The sequence below is a fragment of the Burkholderia torrens genome (genome assembly GCF_984668525.1).
The window spans coordinates 2463680-2479571 of record NZ_OZ480211.1; the positions used below are offsets into that span (position 1 = coordinate 2463680).

The window sequence follows — 15892 nt, forward strand, 5'->3', positions numbered from 1 at the left end:
CCGGATGCGGATGCGACCCGCCGCCCCGTCCGCCGCCGTCCGACCGGAGACACCCTTGAACCCGCCCTCGCCCGCCCTGTCCGGACGCGACCCGCTCGCGTCCGCCGTCTCGAAAGTGAAATGGCACGTGCTGCCGCTCGTGCTGATCATGTTCATCGCGAACTACATCGACCGCGTGAACGTCGGCTTCGTCGATCGCCACCTCGAAGCGTCGATCGGCATCGGCGCTGCCGCGTACGGGCTCGGCGCAGGCCTGTTCTTCGTCGGCTATGCGCTGTTCGAAGTGCCGTCGAACCTGCTGATGCAACGCTACGGCGCACGCGTGTGGCTCGCCCGCATCATGGCGACGTGGGGCATCGTCGCGGCCGCGATGGCGTTCGTGTGGAACGACACGTCGTTCTACACGCTGCGCTTCCTGCTCGGCGCCGCCGAGGCCGGCTTCTTCCCCGGCGTCGTGCTGTACCTGTCGCAATGGCTGCCGCCGCAGGAGCGCGGCAAGGCGATGGCGATCTTCCTCGGCGGCTCCGCGTTCGCGTCGGTGCTGTCCGGGCCGGTAACCGGCGCACTGCTGTCGATCCGCGGCTTCGGCCTCGAAGGCTGGCAGTGGATGTTCCTGATCGAAGGGCTGTTTTCGGTCGCGCTGTGCGGCGCGAGCTGGCTGCTGCTGAAATCGCACATCCGCGACGCGACGTGGCTCACGGCCGAAGAGCGCACGGCGCTCCAGGACGCGCTCGACGAGGAACGCGCGGCACGCGACGTGCGCTCGAACGTGCCGGTGCGCGCCACAGCGCTGCTGCGCGACCCGCAGATCATGCTGTTCTGCTTCCTGTACTTCTCGATCCAGCTGACGATCTATGCGGCCACGTTCTGGCTGCCGACGATCATCCGCAAGATGGGCGGCCTCACCGATTTCCAGGTCGGCCTGTACAACACGATTCCGTGGATGATCGCGATCGGCGCGATGTACGGCTTCGCGGTGCTGTCGTCGAAGTGGAAGCACCCGCAGCGCTGGCTCGCCTGTGCGCTCGTGCTCGCCGCCTGCGGGCTGTTCGCGTCGACGTCGCACGACCCGGTGTGGTCGTTCGCGTCGATCTGCTTCGCCGCGCTCGGTTTCAAGGCCGCGTCGTCGCTGTTCTGGCCGATCCCGCAGGGCTATCTCGACACGCGCGTGGCCGCGGCCGTGATCGCGCTGATCAACTCGGTCGGCAACCTCGGCGGCTTCGTCGCGCCGACGGCCTTCGGCTATCTGAAGCAACATACGGGTTCGATCACGGGCGGCCTGTATGCGCTCGCGATCGCTTCGCTCGTCGCCGCGGTCGCCGCGCTGTTCGCGCGCACGCACCGGCGCAGCGATCCGCCGCGTGGCCTGCCGGCCGACGCATCCTTCACGAACGCTTCGATGCTCCGCCATGCCGAACACTGACCGCTTGACCGTCGTCGTCTCGAATGCCGTCGACGGCGACCTCGCCACGTTCTCCCTCGCCGGCGACGGCACGCTCGCGCCGCTCGCGCGCTATCCGGCCGCCGACGTCGCGATGCCGATCGCCGTGCAGGCCGACCGCGCACGGCTCTACGTCGCGACGCGCGGCGAACAGCCGACGATCGTCGCGTTCCGCATCGCCGCGGCCACGGGCGCGCTCGTGCGGATCGGCACGACCGCGATCGACGCGAGCCACGCGTACCTGTCGCTCGACCGCAGCGGCCGCTGGCTGCTCGGCGCGTCGTACGGCGGGAATTCGCTGAGCCTCTACGACGCCGCGCGCGTGCGCGACGGCGACGGTACGCCGCTGCAGGTCGCGAGCGGCATCGCGAACGCGCACGCGGTGATCGTGTCGCCCGACAACCGTTTCGCATACGTCAGCTCGCTCGGCTCGGACCGCCTGTTCGGCTTCGCGCTCGTCGAGGATGCGGCCGGCCTGCATGCGGTCGAACACGGCGAAACGCGCGTGCCGACCGATTTCGGCCCGCGTCACCTGCAGTTCGCGGATGACGGCCGCACGCTTGTCGTCGTCAGCGAATTCCAGGCCACGCTCGCGACCCTGGCACGCAACCCCGACACCGGCAGGCTCGGCGACGCCCGCGTGGGCGCGCGCCACCCGGCCGTCGCCGAACTCGCGCCGGGCCATGCGCGCCCGCCCGCGCCCGCCGAACCGTCCGTGTGGGCCGCCGACCTGCACCTGACGCCCGACGAACGCTTCGCGTATGTCAGCGAGCGCACGTCGAGCCGGCTGCTCTGCTATCGCCGCAACGAGGACGGATCGTTCGAACCCGCCCACGCAACGGCGACCGAGACGCAGCCGCGCGGGTTCGCGATCGATCCGTCGGGACGCTGGCTCGTCGCCTGCGGCGAACAGTCGGAACACGTGGCGGTGTATGCGATCGCGCCGGACGACGGCGCGCTGACGCCGCACGCGCGCGTGCCGGGCGGACGCGGCGCAAACTGGATCGCGATCGTCTGAAGCCGCGGCCGGTGCAGGCGTTCAGCGCCGCTCGCTCGGCGCGACGCCCGTCCAGCGCTTGAATGCGCGCGTGAAATTGGCGCGGTCCGTATAGCCGACGCGCGCCGCGATCTCGTCGACCGGCAGGCGCGTGCCTTCGAGCAGCCGCAGCGCATCGCGCAGCCGGATTTCGTTGAGCAACGCAGAATAGGTCGCGCCGTACTCGGCGAGCTTGCGCTTGAGCGTACGCGCCGACACATGCAACTCGCGCGCGACGTCGTCGACCGACGGATAGCCGCCATCGCCGCAGATCAGCAGGTTGCGCACGCGCTCGACGACGCTCTCCGCATAGCCGAGCCGCGCGAGTTCGGCCTCGCATTGCTGGACGATCATCTGTGCGGTCTGCGCGTTCGCGGTGCCGATCGGCTCGTCGAGCAGCGCGGCATCGCAGCGGATGCGGTTCGCGCTCGCATCGAAATGACAACGCGGCAGCCGCGCGCGATAACGCTCGAACCACGGCGGCTCGGGCCATTCGAAATGGAGTTCGGCACGCGACTGCAGCGTGCGGCCCGGCATCGGATACAGCAGCGAATTGAACAGGATCGCGGTCTCGACCAGGAAGTTCTCGACCGCGAACTGGCGCAGCCGGCCAAGCGGAAACGCTTCGAGCACGTCGATGTCGACGATCCCGTCGAGTTGCGCGAGCCGCACCGAGAAGAACGGCACGCGTGTCGGCAGATAGCGGATGCCGAGCGCGATCGCCTCGCCGAGCGTCGCGCAGCTCATCAGCCCGAAGCCGATCAGCCCCGCTTTCGTCAGGCTGCTGCGCAGGCCGATCTCGATCGCGATCGACGGGTCGTCCGTCGCGTCGAGCAGGTTGAACACGATCGCCGCCTGCTGCAGCGGCGTAATGCGTGCATCGGGCTGCGCGAGCCGGTCGCGCTCGACGCCCGAGCCGGCGAGAATGCGCCCGCCGTCGATGCCTCGCTCCTCGGCCAGCATCAGCATGAACAGCGCATACGCGGACGACACCGTCGCCTTGTTCAGCTGGCGCGCGGCATCCGGGACGGACAGGGCCATGCGGCGGACTCCGGAGCGGTTTCGGCGGATTGTAGCGTCGCTGGCCCGCAATGACACCGCGGCGGCACTCTAGCCGGACGGCCGCCGTGGCCCGAAATGACACCGTTATTGGCACCGCCGGCCCTCGCGTGCGGTCCGGCGGGCGCCTATGCTTGTCACATCGGCATTGCGCCCTACTCTTTCCGCACGGATTCCGGTCGATGAGCCAACCCGCACGAACCGTCTTTCGAAACGATGCAGACAAGGTCGCGTGCGTCCGCCGCGAGGTCAACGCCGCGAGCGACGCGATCCGCGCGCGTTTCCCGCTGCTCGACAACCAGAACCTCGTCGGCGCGACCGTGATGGCCGTGTCGGTGAGCGCGATGCTCGCGATCGCGTGGCTGTATGCGCGCGGCGCGATCGCGTGGTACGTCGCGCTGCCGCTCGCCGCGTTCGTCACGTCGCTGATCCACGAACTCGAGCACGACCTGATCCACCTGATGTACTTCAAGAAGACGCCGTGGGCCTATCACCTGATGATGGCGCTGTGCTGGCTCACGCGGCCCGGCACGATCAACCCATGGACGCGGCGGCGCATGCACCTGCATCACCACAAGGTGTCGGGCGGCGAATCGGATCTCGAGGAATTCGGCATCACCAACGGCGAACGCTGGGGCGTGAAGCGCCTGCTGATGATCGCCGACGGCATGCTCGCCGTCGTGCTGCGGCCGGCCGCGATGCGCCGCAAGGTGAAGCAGTATGTGGCCGCGCAGCCGGTGCAGGATCCGTCCGAGCGGCTGCAGCTGCGCGTCGAACAGGTGTCGTCGTACATGCCGGTCGGTCATGTGTACTACGTGCTGTGGCATGCGTTCGTCGTCTATCACGTCGGCCTGTTCACGCTGCATGCGCTCGGCTACGCGGTGACGGTGCCGGCCGTCGTCGAGCGCGCGATGAGCGTCGTCGACTTCCTCGCGGTGGTGTGGCTCGGGCCGAACTTCCTGCGCAGCTTCTGCATCAACTTCGTCAGCTCGAACATGCATTACTTCGGCGACATCGATTCGCGCAACGTGATCCAGCAGACGCAGGTGCTGAACCCGTGGTGGATGGTGCCGTTCCAGCTGTTCTGCTTCAATTTCGGCAGCACGCACGCGATCCATCACTTCGTGGTGCGCGATCCGTTCTACATCCGGCAACTGACCGCGCGCACCGCGCATGCGGCGCTGCGCGAAGTCGGCGTGCGCTTCAACGACATCGGCACGTTCGCGCGCGCGAATCGCTGGGGCGGTGATCGGCCGCAGCGCAGCACGCGCCAGGCACCGGCAGACGCGTGACGCGCTGAATCAAGCGCCGATCGGCGGCATCGGCCCCTGCCCGCGGATCCACGACCAGTTCGCGAGCTCGGCCATTTCCTTGTCGCCGCGGCTGTCGCCGTACGCGAACAGCTGCTTCGGCGGCCGGTTGCCCCACCACCCGCGCAGCCGCACGACCTTCTGCGGCCCCCAGCAGTTCTCGCCGTCGAGGCGACCGGCGAAGGTGCCGCGCTCGAACGCGAGCCGCGTCGCGAGCACGGCGTCGAAGCCGGCCGTCCTCGCCCACTTCTCCAGATACAGTGACGGCGACGCGCTGACCAGCACGACTTCATGCCCGCGCGCCCGATGCTCGTGAATGCGCTCGAGCATTTCCGGGCGCACGAGGTTCGGCAGATAGGTGTCGACGAACGTGCGCGCCTGTGCATCGAGCGCGTCCTCACGGATCGGCCCGAATGCGAACGACGCGAACTTCGCCTTCGCGTCGCCGCGCGACAGCAGCCCGGCCTTCATCGCGACGATCCACGGCAGCGCGCGCAGCCCGGCCCAGGCGAAGCGCGGCGTGCCGACCGCGTAGCGGACGAAATGGCGGAAGCTGTCGGTAGTCGTGATGGTGCCGTCGAAATCGAACGCGGCGACGATGCGGTCAGTCATGGAGAATCGGCGGGAAAGCGATGGGATGCCCGGGAAGATAGCAGACTCGCGGCGCCACGCGCGAAACGGCGTGACGCCGCGCCGCGGCCGCCGTGCCGTTTCGTTTGCTCAGCGCTGCGGCCGTGCGGCCAGCGCCGCCGGCAACACGACGTTCATCAGGTGATCGGCGCGCGACAGCAGATCGGTCACGCGCTCGTCGAGCCCGCGCAGTTGCGCCGGCTGCATCCGGATCTGCTGGACGGCCTGCCCGACGATGTTGCGTCGGTCGAACAGCGTGCGCTCGACACCGGCGTCATCCGGCGCACGCACGACGTCCGACACCGCGCTCAGCGCCGCGAGCACGACCACGAGGTTTTCTTCCGCATGGCGGACCTTCGCGGCGAGTTCCTCGGTACGGCGTGGAAAGAACCCGAGCGACTGCTTGAGCGCGCCGATCGCCGCACGGTAGTCGACCTGCCCCGACGCCGCGCCGAACCAGCGTTCGAACATGCCGGCCTTGCGCGTCGCCTGCGCGAGCATGCCGGCCATCATGTCGGCCGCACCGAGCTCGTTGAACTCGCGCGTCGTCGCCGCGACGGCTTCGACGAGATTGCCGGCCGCTTCCAGCGCGCCGTCGCCGATCGTCGCGACCGTCGCGAGCTTCAGCGGCACCAGTTGCCGGATGTGCCGCTCGATGCGCGGCGCGTAGTCGGGATAGAGATTCGGGAGGCTGGCCTGCGCGGCGCGGAAGCAGGCTTCGAGCTGCGGGTGATTCGATTCGCCGAACAGTGCGCGGCCGATCGCGTCGGCAGGCGGCGCCTGAACGCCTTTCCCGGACACGGGCGCCGGCCCGAGGTCGAGCGCCTGCGGCGCGGGCCCCTCCGGCGCACGCACGGGCGGCGCACCGGCCACTGCCGGCGCGTCGAACGCAAGACGCCCGGGCGTGGGCTCGGGCGTCGTATCGAACTCGAGCCGCTTCGGCTCGTCGGACGGATTCGTCATCGCTGCTTCCTGCCCGGCGCGGCGCTGCTCCGCCCGCCGGGCTGCCGCCAGTCAGGCCGCGCCGCCGTACGCGCGCACGAAATCGCCGAGGCCGCGGTTGTAGCCGGCGCCGACCGCCTTGAACATGAAGTGGCCGTCGCGGCGATAGAAGCTGCCGACCTGCACCGACGTCTCCATCGAGAAGTCTTCCTCGAGCGCGTATTTCGCGATCACCGCGCCCGTCACCTCGTCGGCGATCTGGATGTAGCTGTTGCGCACCTGCCCGAAATTCTGGCGGCGTGCTTCGGCCTGGTCGATCGTCACCACCACCGAGATTTCCTCGATGTCGGCCGCGAGCTTCGTCATGTCGATGAAGATCACTTCGTCGTCGCCGGCGCCGCTGCCCGTGCGGTTGTCGCCGCTATGCACGACGCCCAGGCACTTCGACGCCGGCATCCCGCGCTTCGGGAAATCGTCGCCCGGCTGGATGAAGGTTTCCTTGCGCTCCATCGTGCGCACTTCGCTGTTGTAGAACACGAAGTGCTGATCCGAAATCAGCTTCGGATTGCTCTGTTCGTCGTACTTGCACAGGAACACCGACACGTCGAGATCGAAGTCCGTGCCCGTGTCCGTCGCGTTCGCGTCCCAACCGAGACCGATGCGGAATTTCTGCGTGCCGGGCGCCTCCTTCGACAGGTTGACGCGACCGCCTTTCGACAAATTGATCATCTGAACCTCTTCTGCTGGAACCGCCGTTGCGCCGGCGGCAATGCCGGGCCGCACAGCGCGGCCCCTCGTTGATGGCTGTCGTGCCGCGCGCTTATTTGCCGGCCACCGCGGTGCGGTCTTCCCGGCGTTGCACGACGATCGACGACCATACGGCCGCGGCGATCATCGCCGCGCCGATCAGGCCGGTGACGACTTCGGGCACCTCGAACTTCACGCCCAGGAACATGATCGTCGCGAGCGCACCGATCGCCCAGAACGCGCCGTGTTCGAGAAAACGGTACTGCGCGAGCGTGCCCTTCTTCAGCAGCACGAGCGTCATTTCCCGGATGTAGGCCGCGCCGACGCCGAGGCCGAGCGCGATCAGGAAGATGTTGTTCGACAGTGCGAACGCGCCGATCACGCCGTCGAAGCTGAACGACGAATCGAGCACTTCCAGATACATGAAACCCGCGACGCCTTCGCGCACCACGCGCGTGCCCGTGTCCTCGCCGCCGACCAGGTCGCCCACGCCGTGCGCGATCACGAAGCCGATCACGCCGAACGCGCCCGCGAGCAGGAAGCTGACCTGCTCGGCCGCCGGCACGTAGAACGACGCGACGATCACGATCGCGAGCGTCAGGGCCACTTCCAGCGCGGTGATGCGGCCGAGATGGCGCATCGGGCCTTCGAGGAAGCCGATCCAGTGCTCGTCCTTCTCGGTGTCGAGCATGAACTTGAAGAACACCATCAGCAGGAACGCGCCGCCGAACGCCGACACCTCGTGATGCGCGGACGTCAGCACCGCCGCGTACTTGTCCGGCGATTCGATCGCGAGCGTCAGCGCGTCCCACAGGCCGATGTGGCCGATCACCGCGACGATCAGCAGCGGAAACACGAGCCGCATGCCGAACACCGCGACCGGCAAGCCGAACACCATGAAGCGGTTGCGCCACTTCTCCGACCAGTTCTTGAGCACCGAGGCGTTGACGACCGCGTTGTCGAGCGACAGCGAAATTTCGAGCACGCACAGGACCGCGACGATCAGCATGTCCTTCACGCCGCCGAGGAGATAGGCCGCGATCAGCGCGAGCGCCGTGAGCGACAACGGGATCTTGAAGTCTTTCAACATGATGGGGGTAATCGAGTTCAGAAAAAGGGGCGTACGGGCTGCGCTTACTTCGCGCGCACCCAGTCGCAGAATTCCTGCGTGATCAGCTGTTCGTAGATCTGTTCGTCGCTGATATTCAGCGATTCGAGATGCAGGAAGCCGACGTTCGGCATTTCGCCCGCGATTTCCGCGAGGAAGCCGAATTCGCTCGGATCGCCGACGCCGACCAGTGACCAGTACAGCGGGAAATGCTGCGACTCGGCCAGCAGCTGGCGCACGCGCTTGCGGTCGTTCTTCGGGTTCTGGCCGTCGGTGACGAACAGCACCCACGCGGGCAGATGGCCGTTCGCCGGTGCGGAGGCGGCCGGCGCGGACGGTTCGTCCGCACTGCCGAACAGCCGGCTCAGGAGGCCGCGCCTGGCTTCGCGCTTCGGCTGCGGCGCGCGGAAGAAGAAGTCGACGATGTCGTTCATCACCGGCGCATACTGCGTGCCGCCCCACTTCTCGATCCGCGCATCGAGCACGTGATCGGAGATGTACGAGCCGTAGTTGTCCGGCGTCGCGGTCGGCAGGCGGTCGTAGCCTTCGGTGAAGGTCCACGTGTCGACTTCGCCGTTGTCGTCGAACTTCAGCGCGATGCCGAGGATCCGGTCGTGCGTCTCCTGGATCACGCCCGACTGGTACAGCGGCTTCGCCGAACCGGAGATGTCGAGCGCCGCGCCGACGCGCACGACGGGCGGCTTCAGGATCTGGCGTTTTTCGAGGACGATCGCGACCTTCGCCGCGCGTTTCTCAAGCGTAATCATGCGGTGTTCTCTCGGTTCTCTTGGTTATCAGTTCTGCTTCGGAGCGAATCGGGTGATCAGGTCCTGTTCGAGCTGGCGCAGGCGCGGCGCGTCCTGTTCGCGCTGGCGGCGGCCGTCGGCGATGATCTGCGTGATGTCGTCGAACGCGCCGAACAGCTGCTGCTGCGCGTATTCGAACGTGTCGGTCGAGATCACCGGACGCTGGCCGAGCTTCGCGACTTCCTGCGCGTTCTGGCGGTTCAGGTCGGCCTGCGCGCGGATCGCCTCGTCGGCCGCGTCGTACGTCGCATTCGCGAGTGCCGCCGCGCGCTTCGTGCTGAGCTGTTCGAGGTAGAGCGCGAACGCGTTGGTCCACGCGGGGATCAGCACGGTCTTGATCGTCATGAACTTCGACGTCAGCGTGCGTTTCTGGTCCTGCTCCATCCGGATCTGCGGCGCGAGCTGCTTCGACATCAGCATCGCGCGGTCGAGGTCGTCGAGCTTGCTTTCGAGCGCGTCGACCTTGCGCTTCACGTCGAGCAGGCGCTGCGCGGCGAACGCGTCGTCCACCGGCTGCTGGCCGGCCGCGAGGTGCGCGCGCAACGTGGCGAGTGCCGTTTCGCCATGCGCCTTCGACTGCGCGAGCTCCTGGTGCAGCGCGTAGTTGTCGTTGTACATGCGCTCGAGCTCGTCGATGCCGACCTTCTGGCGCTGCGCATGGTTTTCGAGCTCGACGACGAGCGTGTCCATCCGCTTGCTCACCGACTCGTATTGCGACAGCAGCTTCTCCTTGGTCGAGCGGAACAGCCGCGTGACCTGCGTGAGCAGCCCGCCCTTGTCGGCGCCGCGCGGGTCCAGCCCCTTCGCGGTCGCGATCAGTTCGTTGAGCTTGTCGCCGAACTGGTCGGCATCCGACGCGCGGACGCTCGCGAGAATCTGCTGGGAAAAGGCGGCGATCCGCGTGCCCTGCGTCGCGCCGAGCTGGTCGATCTCGTCGACGGTGATCAGGCGCGCGTGCTCCGTCGGCTGGGCGGCCGGTACGACGACGTTGGCGACGGCGGCAGGCACCGCGACGGGTGACGAAGACGGAATGGAAGGACGATCGCTGACCGCATCGGATTTCTTGTCGTCGAATAGCGGCTTCATGTGGCTACCACGTTTCCTTTTCTGCTTTTTGCTACGTGTTGGCGTGCGCGCGAGGCGCGCTTCCGCGGCTGCCGGCGTGCTCTCTCACGGGCGGCAGACGGACAATAAATGGCGACGGTGCAGCGCGTCAAGCCGAGCAAATCTTTCAATTGCCATACTACATGTAATGTATGCGAGAAAAATCTCGATGCCGCTTCTGGTGGCGCGGGTGCAAATGCCTTGATGGAGCGAGATTCCGGATTTCCGGGCAGGTGCCGGCAACGAAAAATAGAAAGTATTTTGAAAGAATTTGCTTCTCGCTATTCCGCTGATTGTTACAGATTGCTTAATGCCGGAAGGGTGTCGTCGCAACGCACCGTCGGCGATGCATCCGCCGATGCTTGACGGGCGGACATGCAATGTATTGCCGCAGTCGCCTGCGCGAGGTCCTACTCCGAATAGCCTTGCGACGCTGGACGCGCATCGTGACGGCGGCCCCACCACGGCAAGTACGCGTTGTTTTCGCCGCGTGCGCGGAACCAGTTCTTGCCGGCATCGATCTGTGTCAGCTTCGATGGCGCGACCACCACCACCGCCGTCGGATGCTCGGCGTCGGTCGTTCCCGCCACGAGCACGTTTCCACCGAGGTGATTCGCGCGACCGATCGCGAGTGCCACATTGGTCAACGCTGAACCGGCACCCATGTCACCGAGCAGTGCCGTCGTGTTGAAGGTATTTCGGAGGAGGGCGTTTTCCGGCGAGAAGATGACGTTCCGCGCGACCGTGCGCAACGTCGCAAACAAGTCGTACTGGCCGTCGACGGTCGGCGGATATCTGACGCAGGGCGATCCGAGGTCGGCATGGTTGTCGATGGCGACGGATTTTCGACACAAGCGGAAGGGAGTGGCGGGCTGCCGCCAGAGTTTGCTATACTCTCGGTCTTCCGGAGAGATGGATGAGTGGTTTAAGTCGCACGCCTGGAAAGCGTGTATAGGTTAATCGCCTATCGGGGGTTCGAATCCCCCTCTCTCCGCCAGTATTTAATGCCCGCGCCAGCGGGCATTTTCGTTTCCGGAGAGAAGCAAGCCGATAGTTCGGCTTGCGTGGGGGATTCGAAGGGATTCGCTTGCAAGCGAATCCGCGGCCCGCGCTCGTGTGGGCGAATCCCCCTCTCTCCGCCAGATTCCATGAAGCCCCTGATTTTCCGCGAAATCAGGGGCTTTTCATTTGGAGCGCCGGCACGCCCCGCCCCCTCACGGATGCCGAATGTAATCCACCAGCGCCCGCGTATACTCATCCGGCCGCTTGTCGCACAGACTCACCGCGATCGCCACCGCAAACCCCGCCGGCACGCCGAACACGCCTGAACTGATCGGCTCGATCCCGAACCACGTGCGCCCGGCGAACCCGGTCAGCTGCGTGAAGTACGGATAAGTCGACACGATGTAGTACACGCACACCGCCAACCCCGTCACCATCCCCGCAATCGCCCCGCGCGTCGTCGTGCGCTTCCAGAACACGCCGAGCACCAGCACCGGAAAGAAGCTCGATGCCGCCAGCGAAAACGCGGCACCGACGAGAAACAGGATCTTCCCCGTATTGAGCGACGCGACATAGGACGCGAACAGCGCGACGCCGAGCAGCAGCACCTTCGAGATCGTCACGCGCCGCTGGCTCGATGCATCGGGCGCGACCATGCAGTAATAGACATCGTGCGACAGCGCGTTCGCGATCGTCAGCAGCAGGCCGTCCGCGGTCGACAGCGCCGCGGCCAGCGCACCGGCCGCGATCAGCCCCGACACGACGTACGGCAGCCCCGCGATCTCCGGCGCGGCCAGCACGACCATGTCCGGCTGCATCTGGATCTCCGACCAGTGCACGATGCCGTCGCGAATCACCTCGACGACGCTGATGAGGTCCGGTTCGAAGTGATGCCATTGCGTGACCCACGCCGGCAATTCCGCGAACGGCCGCCCGACGAGGTTCGCGAGGATCTCGTACTTGATCAGCACCGCGAGCACCGGCACGCTCAGGTAGAACAACGCGATGAAGAACAGCGTCCAGCCGACCGAGCGCCGCGCCGACGCGACCGACGTGGTCGTGTTGTAGCGCGTCAGGATGTGCGGCAGGCTCGCGGTGCCGAGCGACAGGCATAGCAGCAGCGCGAGGAAATTGCGTTCGCGCGGCTTGCGCTCGTCTTCGCTCGCGGCGGGAAACGGCTCGTGCATCGGCACGGGCGGCTCGGCGCGCGCCAGCAGGTCGTCGCGCGCCTGGGTCCACGCGACGCGCGCCGCCGCCGGGTCGCGCGGAAAATCGGCCAGCTCGCGCTCGCGCAGGCTGATCTCGCGCAGCGGCCCGTTGTGGCGCCGCAGGTCGGCCAGCTGGTCGACGAGATGCCGGCGCGCGTCCGCATACGACGAAGGCAGCCGGTCGAGCTGCGTCTGGATACCCGCGGCCTGCCGGCGGTATGCATCGCGCACCTGCTGCTCGTCGGACGCATCGCGCACCTGCGCCTCGCGCGCCGCGACGCGCTCCATCAGCTTGCCGTAATTGAACTGCGGCACCGGGCCGAGCCCGTTCTTCATCGCGATCAACGACACCGGAATCAGGATCGCGCTGATCAGGATGATGTACTGCGCGACCTGCGTCCACGTGACCGCGCGCATCCCGCCGAGAAACGAGCACACGAGAATGCCCGCGAGCCCGCAGAAGATCCCGATCGCGAAATCGACGCCGATGAAGCGCGTCGCGATCAGGCCGATGCCCTGGATCTGCGCGACCAGGTACACGAACGAACACAGGATCGCCGCGCCGGCGGCGAGCGCGCGCACGGCCGTGCTCGAGAAGCGCGTGCCGAGGAAATCGGGAATCGTGTAGCGTGCGAGCTTGCGCACATACGGCGCGAGCAGGAACGCGACGAGGCAGAACCCGCCCGTCCAGCCCATCACGTAAGCGAGCGCGTCGTAGCCGGTCGCGTAAAGCGAGCCGGCCAGGCCGATGAACGACGCGGCCGACAGCCAGTCGGCCGCCGTCGCCATCCCGTTGAACGCGGACGGCACGCGCCGCCCCGCCACGTAATACTCGACGAGATCGGACGTGCGCGACAGCAGCCCGATCACCGCATACACGGCGATCGGCACGAACAGGAACACGTAGCCGATCCAGACGCCCGAGCCGGTCGCGCGCTCGATCCGCCACATCAGCAGCACGAACCCGAGAAACCCCAGCGTGTAGAGCGCGTACGCGCGGATCAGTCGATGCGTCAGCATGAATCAGCGCCCGCCGTTCGCATTTCCGGCGTGCGCCGCATGATCGTCGTACGCGCGGCGCAGCATGCGGTCCGCGCGCTGCATCAGCCCGATGTAGACGACGATCAGCACGAGGTACACCAGAATCGCACCCTGCGCGCCGACATAGAACGGCAGGCTGAAGCCGGCAAAGCGGACGCCCGCGAGCGCGGGCCCGAAGAACGGCACGATGAACGACACCGAAAAGCCGATCACCATCAGCACCGCGATCAGCGCGACGTTGAAGCGCCAGTAGCGCGCGTGGGCACGCGCGAGCGGCTCGGGAACGGGCGGTGGCGCAGCAGGCGCCGAACGGGTCGGAACGGTCATGCCGTTATGTAGCAAAAAGCCCCTGCGCGGGCAATCGGGATTGCCGCGCAGGGGCTCGTGCGCGAGATGCGCAACCGGTACGATCAGCGCACTTCGGCGAGCTGTTCGAGGATGGCCGGATTCTCGAGCGTGGACGTATCCTGCGTGATCGCCTCGCCCTTCGCGAGCGAGCGCAGCAGGCGCCGCATGATCTTGCCGGAGCGCGTCTTCGGCAGGTTGTCGCCGAAACGGATGTCCTTCGGCTTCGCGATCGGACCGATCTGCTTGCCGACCCAGTCGCGCAGCGTCTTCGCCAGCGCCGCCGCTTCCTCGCCTTCCGGACGCGAACGCTTCAGCACGACGAACGCAACGACCGCCTCGCCCGTCGTATCGTCCGGACGGCCGACCACGGCCGCTTCCGCGACGAGCTCGTGCGAGACCAGCGCCGATTCGATCTCCATCGTGCCGAGCCGGTGGCCCGACACGTTCAGCACGTCGTCGATCCGGCCCATGATCGTGAAGTAGCCGGTGTCCTTGTCGCGCACCGTGCCGTCCCCGGCCAGATAGAGCGTGCCGCCGAGTTCTTCCGGGTAATAACTCTTCTTGAAGCGTTCCGGGTCGCCCCAGATCGTGCGGATCATCGCGGGCCACGGGCGCTTGACGACGAGAATCCCGCCTTGCCCGTTCGGCACGTCCTGGCCCGTCTCGTCGACCACCGCGGCCATGATGCCCGGCAGCGGCAGCGTGCACGAGCCCGGCACGGTCGGCGTGGCGCCCGGCAGCGGCGTGATCATGTGGCCGCCGGTTTCGGTCTGCCACCACGTATCGACGATCGGGCAGCGCTCCTGGCCGACGTGCTTGTGATACCACATCCACGCTTCCGGATTGATCGGCTCGCCGACCGTGCCGATGATGCGCAGGCTCGACAGGTCGTAGCTCTTCGGATGCACCTTGTCGTCCGCTTCGGCCGCCTTGATCAGCGAGCGGATCGCGGTCGGTGCGGTGTAGAACACGGTGACCTTGTGATCGCCGATCATCTTCCAGAAGCGGCCGGCGTCCGGGTAGGTCGGCACGCCTTCGAACACGACCTGCGTGCCGCCGCACGCGAGCGGGCCGTACGTGATGTACGTGTGGCCCGTGACCCAGCCGATGTCGGCCGTGCACCAGAACACGTCGTCGGGTTTCCAGTCGAAGGTCCACTTCATCGTCTGCGCGGCCCACAGCAGGTAGCCGCCGGTGCTGTGCTGCACGCCCTTCGGCTTGCCGGTCGAGCCCGACGTATACAGGATGAACAGCGGATGCTCGGCGCCGACCCATTCCGGCGCGCACGTGTCGGACTCGCCGTCCGTGATCTCGTGCATCCACAGGTCGCGGTCCGCATGCCAGTCGATCTTGCCGCCGGTGCGGCGATAGACGATCACGCTCTTCACGGCTTCGCAGCCGCCCATCGCGATCGCCTCGTCGGCGATGCTCTTGAGCGGCAGCGTCTTGCCGCCGCGTGCCTGCTCGTCGGCGGTGATCAGCGCGACCGCGCCGACGTCGACGAGCCGCTCGTTCAGCGATTTCGCGGAGAAGCCGCCGAACACGACCGAGTGCGTTGCGCCGATGCGCGCGCAGGCCTGCATCGCGACGATGCCTTCGATCGACATCGGAATATAGATGACGACGCGATCACCCTTGCCGATCCCGCGTTTCTTCAGCGCATTCGCGAAGCGCGACACGCGCGCCAGCAGATCCGCGTAGGTGACGCGCGTGACGGTGCCGTCGTCGGCCTCGAAGATCACCGCGACGCGCTCGCCGTTGCCGGCTTCGACGTGGCGGTCGAGGCAGTTGTACGACGCGTTCAGCTCGCCGTCGTCGAACCACTTGTAGAACGGCGCGTTGCTCTCGTCGAGCACCTTGGTGAACGGCTTGTGCCACGCGAGGCCTTCGCGCGCGAGACGCGCCCAGAAGCCTTCGTAATCCTGCTCGGCCTCGGCGACGAGCGCGCGATAGGCCGGCATGCCGGAAATGGTGGCCGCCTTCTCGAGCGCCGCGGGCGGCGCGAACTGACGGGTTTCGTGAAGAACCGATTCAATCGCAGACATCGACAACCCCTTGGTGAACATGAATCCTCTGCATGGCGGCGCGATCGTGCGCGCCGCGCGTCTTG

14 protein-coding genes, 1 tRNA gene and 1 pseudogene are annotated in these 15892 nt (G+C 67.0%); 5 read left to right on the forward strand and 11 right to left on the reverse strand.

What is annotated here, in order from left to right; translation table 11 throughout:
- Positions 1-55 precede the first annotated feature (55 nt).
- Both AC5LXX_RS11330 and AC5LXX_RS11335 read left to right on the forward strand, forming a co-directional pair.
- Positions 56-1423, forward strand: coding sequence for an MFS transporter (locus AC5LXX_RS11330; protein WP_493409532.1), 1368 nt, complete (start codon positions 56-58; stop codon positions 1421-1423).
- Positions 1410-2459 (forward strand): lactonase family protein, encoded by a 1050-nt coding sequence (locus AC5LXX_RS11335; protein WP_493409533.1) that lies wholly within the window; start codon positions 1410-1412, stop codon positions 2457-2459. Before AC5LXX_RS11330 ends, AC5LXX_RS11335 begins: the two co-directional genes overlap by 14 nt.
- A 21-nt stretch (positions 2460-2480) precedes the next feature.
- Here the strand turns inward: AC5LXX_RS11335 and AC5LXX_RS11340 are convergent, their stop codons facing one another.
- Positions 2481-3518 (reverse strand): AraC family transcriptional regulator, encoded by a 1038-nt coding sequence (locus AC5LXX_RS11340; RefSeq protein ID WP_493409534.1) that lies wholly within the window; start codon positions 3516-3518, stop codon positions 2481-2483.
- 200 nt (positions 3519-3718) lie between these two features.
- Between AC5LXX_RS11340 and AC5LXX_RS11345 the strand changes: the two genes are divergently transcribed.
- Positions 3719-4828: a fatty acid desaturase gene (locus AC5LXX_RS11345; protein WP_493409535.1), complete on the forward strand. Its 1110-nt coding sequence runs from the start codon at positions 3719-3721 to the stop codon at positions 4826-4828.
- Between the two features lie 9 nt (positions 4829-4837).
- Here AC5LXX_RS11345 and AC5LXX_RS11350 read toward each other — a convergent pair whose 3' ends face one another.
- The 6 genes from AC5LXX_RS11350 to AC5LXX_RS11375 form a co-directional block, all read right to left on the reverse strand.
- Positions 4838-5458, reverse strand: a complete 621-nt coding sequence (locus AC5LXX_RS11350; protein WP_493409536.1) for an HAD family hydrolase — start codon at positions 5456-5458, stop codon at positions 4838-4840.
- Positions 5459-5566: 108 nt separating this feature from the next.
- Positions 5567-6439 carry a hypothetical protein gene (locus tag AC5LXX_RS11355; protein ID WP_493409537.1) on the reverse strand — a complete coding sequence of 291 codons (873 nt, stop codon included), beginning with the start codon at positions 6437-6439 and terminating at the stop codon, positions 5567-5569.
- Between the two features lie 51 nt (positions 6440-6490).
- Positions 6491-7147 carry a TerD family protein gene (locus AC5LXX_RS11360; RefSeq protein ID WP_493409538.1) on the reverse strand — a complete coding sequence of 219 codons (657 nt, stop codon included), beginning with the start codon at positions 7145-7147 and terminating at the stop codon, positions 6491-6493.
- A 91-nt stretch (positions 7148-7238) separates the two neighbouring features.
- The gene (locus AC5LXX_RS11365; protein ID WP_124456868.1) at positions 7239-8255 is read right to left on the reverse strand and encodes a DUF475 domain-containing protein; all 1017 of its coding nucleotides are present in this window, start codon (positions 8253-8255) and stop codon (positions 7239-7241) included.
- A gap of 44 nt (positions 8256-8299) precedes the next feature.
- Positions 8300-9040, reverse strand: a complete 741-nt coding sequence (locus AC5LXX_RS11370) for a VWA domain-containing protein (protein WP_493409539.1) — start codon at positions 9038-9040, stop codon at positions 8300-8302.
- Between the two features lie 27 nt (positions 9041-9067).
- Positions 9068-10165 (reverse strand): toxic anion resistance protein, encoded by a 1098-nt coding sequence (locus tag AC5LXX_RS11375; RefSeq protein ID WP_493409540.1) that lies wholly within the window; start codon positions 10163-10165, stop codon positions 9068-9070.
- A gap of 108 nt (positions 10166-10273) precedes the next feature.
- On the opposite strand from AC5LXX_RS11375, the gene AC5LXX_RS11380 reads away from it, so the two are divergent.
- A complete protein-coding gene (locus AC5LXX_RS11380; RefSeq protein ID WP_493409541.1) occupies positions 10274-10549 on the forward strand; it encodes a hypothetical protein in 276 nt (91 codons plus the stop codon).
- A 44-nt stretch (positions 10550-10593) separates the two neighbouring features.
- Here the strand turns inward: AC5LXX_RS11380 and AC5LXX_RS11385 are convergent.
- Positions 10594-10881, reverse strand: a pseudogene (locus AC5LXX_RS11385) (virulence factor); the annotation flags it as partial.
- A gap of 208 nt (positions 10882-11089) precedes the next feature.
- On the opposite strand from AC5LXX_RS11385, the gene AC5LXX_RS11390 reads away from it, so the two are divergent.
- Positions 11090-11180: transfer RNA gene (locus AC5LXX_RS11390), tRNA-Ser, on the forward strand.
- A 217-nt stretch (positions 11181-11397) separates the two neighbouring features.
- On the opposite strand, the gene AC5LXX_RS11395 is transcribed toward AC5LXX_RS11390, so the two are convergent.
- From AC5LXX_RS11395 to acs, 3 genes are all read right to left on the reverse strand, one after another.
- Entirely contained in the window at positions 11398-13413 is a 2016-nt protein-coding gene (locus AC5LXX_RS11395) for a sodium:solute symporter family protein (protein WP_124456859.1), read from the reverse strand.
- Positions 13414-13416: 3 nt separating this feature from the next.
- Positions 13417-13761, reverse strand: a complete 345-nt coding sequence (locus tag AC5LXX_RS11400; protein WP_124456858.1) for a DUF4212 domain-containing protein — start codon at positions 13759-13761, stop codon at positions 13417-13419.
- An 83-nt stretch (positions 13762-13844) separates the two neighbouring features.
- Entirely contained in the window at positions 13845-15827 is a 1983-nt protein-coding gene (gene acs, locus AC5LXX_RS11405) for an acetate--CoA ligase (protein WP_493409542.1), read from the reverse strand.
- Between the last annotated feature and the right edge of the window lie 65 nt (positions 15828-15892).

Bases quoted from the DNA above. Each gene is read 5' to 3' on its own strand.
- AC5LXX_RS11395 (WP_124456859.1), bottom strand. From the start codon at position 13,413: ATGCTGACGCATCGACTGATCCGCGCGTACGCGCTCTACACGCTGGGG.
- AC5LXX_RS11370 (WP_493409539.1), bottom strand. From the start codon at position 9,040: ATGATTACGCTTGAGAAACGCGCGGCGAAGGTCGCGATCGTCCTCGAA.
- AC5LXX_RS11335 (WP_493409533.1), top strand. From the start codon at position 1,410: ATGCCGAACACTGACCGCTTGACCGTCGTCGTCTCGAATGCCGTCGAC.
- AC5LXX_RS11345 (WP_493409535.1), top strand. From the start codon at position 3,719: ATGAGCCAACCCGCACGAACCGTCTTTCGAAACGATGCAGACAAGGTC.
- AC5LXX_RS11340 (WP_493409534.1), bottom strand. From the start codon at position 3,518: ATGGCCCTGTCCGTCCCGGATGCCGCGCGCCAGCTGAACAAGGCGACG.
- AC5LXX_RS11375 (WP_493409540.1), bottom strand. From the start codon at position 10,165: ATGAAGCCGCTATTCGACGACAAGAAATCCGATGCGGTCAGCGATCGT.
- AC5LXX_RS11380 (WP_493409541.1), top strand. From the start codon at position 10,274: ATGGCGACGGTGCAGCGCGTCAAGCCGAGCAAATCTTTCAATTGCCAT.
- AC5LXX_RS11365 (WP_124456868.1), bottom strand. From the start codon at position 8,255: ATGTTGAAAGACTTCAAGATCCCGTTGTCGCTCACGGCGCTCGCGCTG.
- AC5LXX_RS11350 (WP_493409536.1), bottom strand. From the start codon at position 5,458: ATGACTGACCGCATCGTCGCCGCGTTCGATTTCGACGGCACCATCACG.
- AC5LXX_RS11355 (WP_493409537.1), bottom strand. From the start codon at position 6,439: ATGACGAATCCGTCCGACGAGCCGAAGCGGCTCGAGTTCGATACGACG.
- AC5LXX_RS11400 (WP_124456858.1), bottom strand. From the start codon at position 13,761: ATGACCGTTCCGACCCGTTCGGCGCCTGCTGCGCCACCGCCCGTTCCC.
- AC5LXX_RS11360 (WP_493409538.1), bottom strand. From the start codon at position 7,147: ATGATCAATTTGTCGAAAGGCGGTCGCGTCAACCTGTCGAAGGAGGCG.
- acs (WP_493409542.1), bottom strand. From the start codon at position 15,827: ATGTCTGCGATTGAATCGGTTCTTCACGAAACCCGTCAGTTCGCGCCG.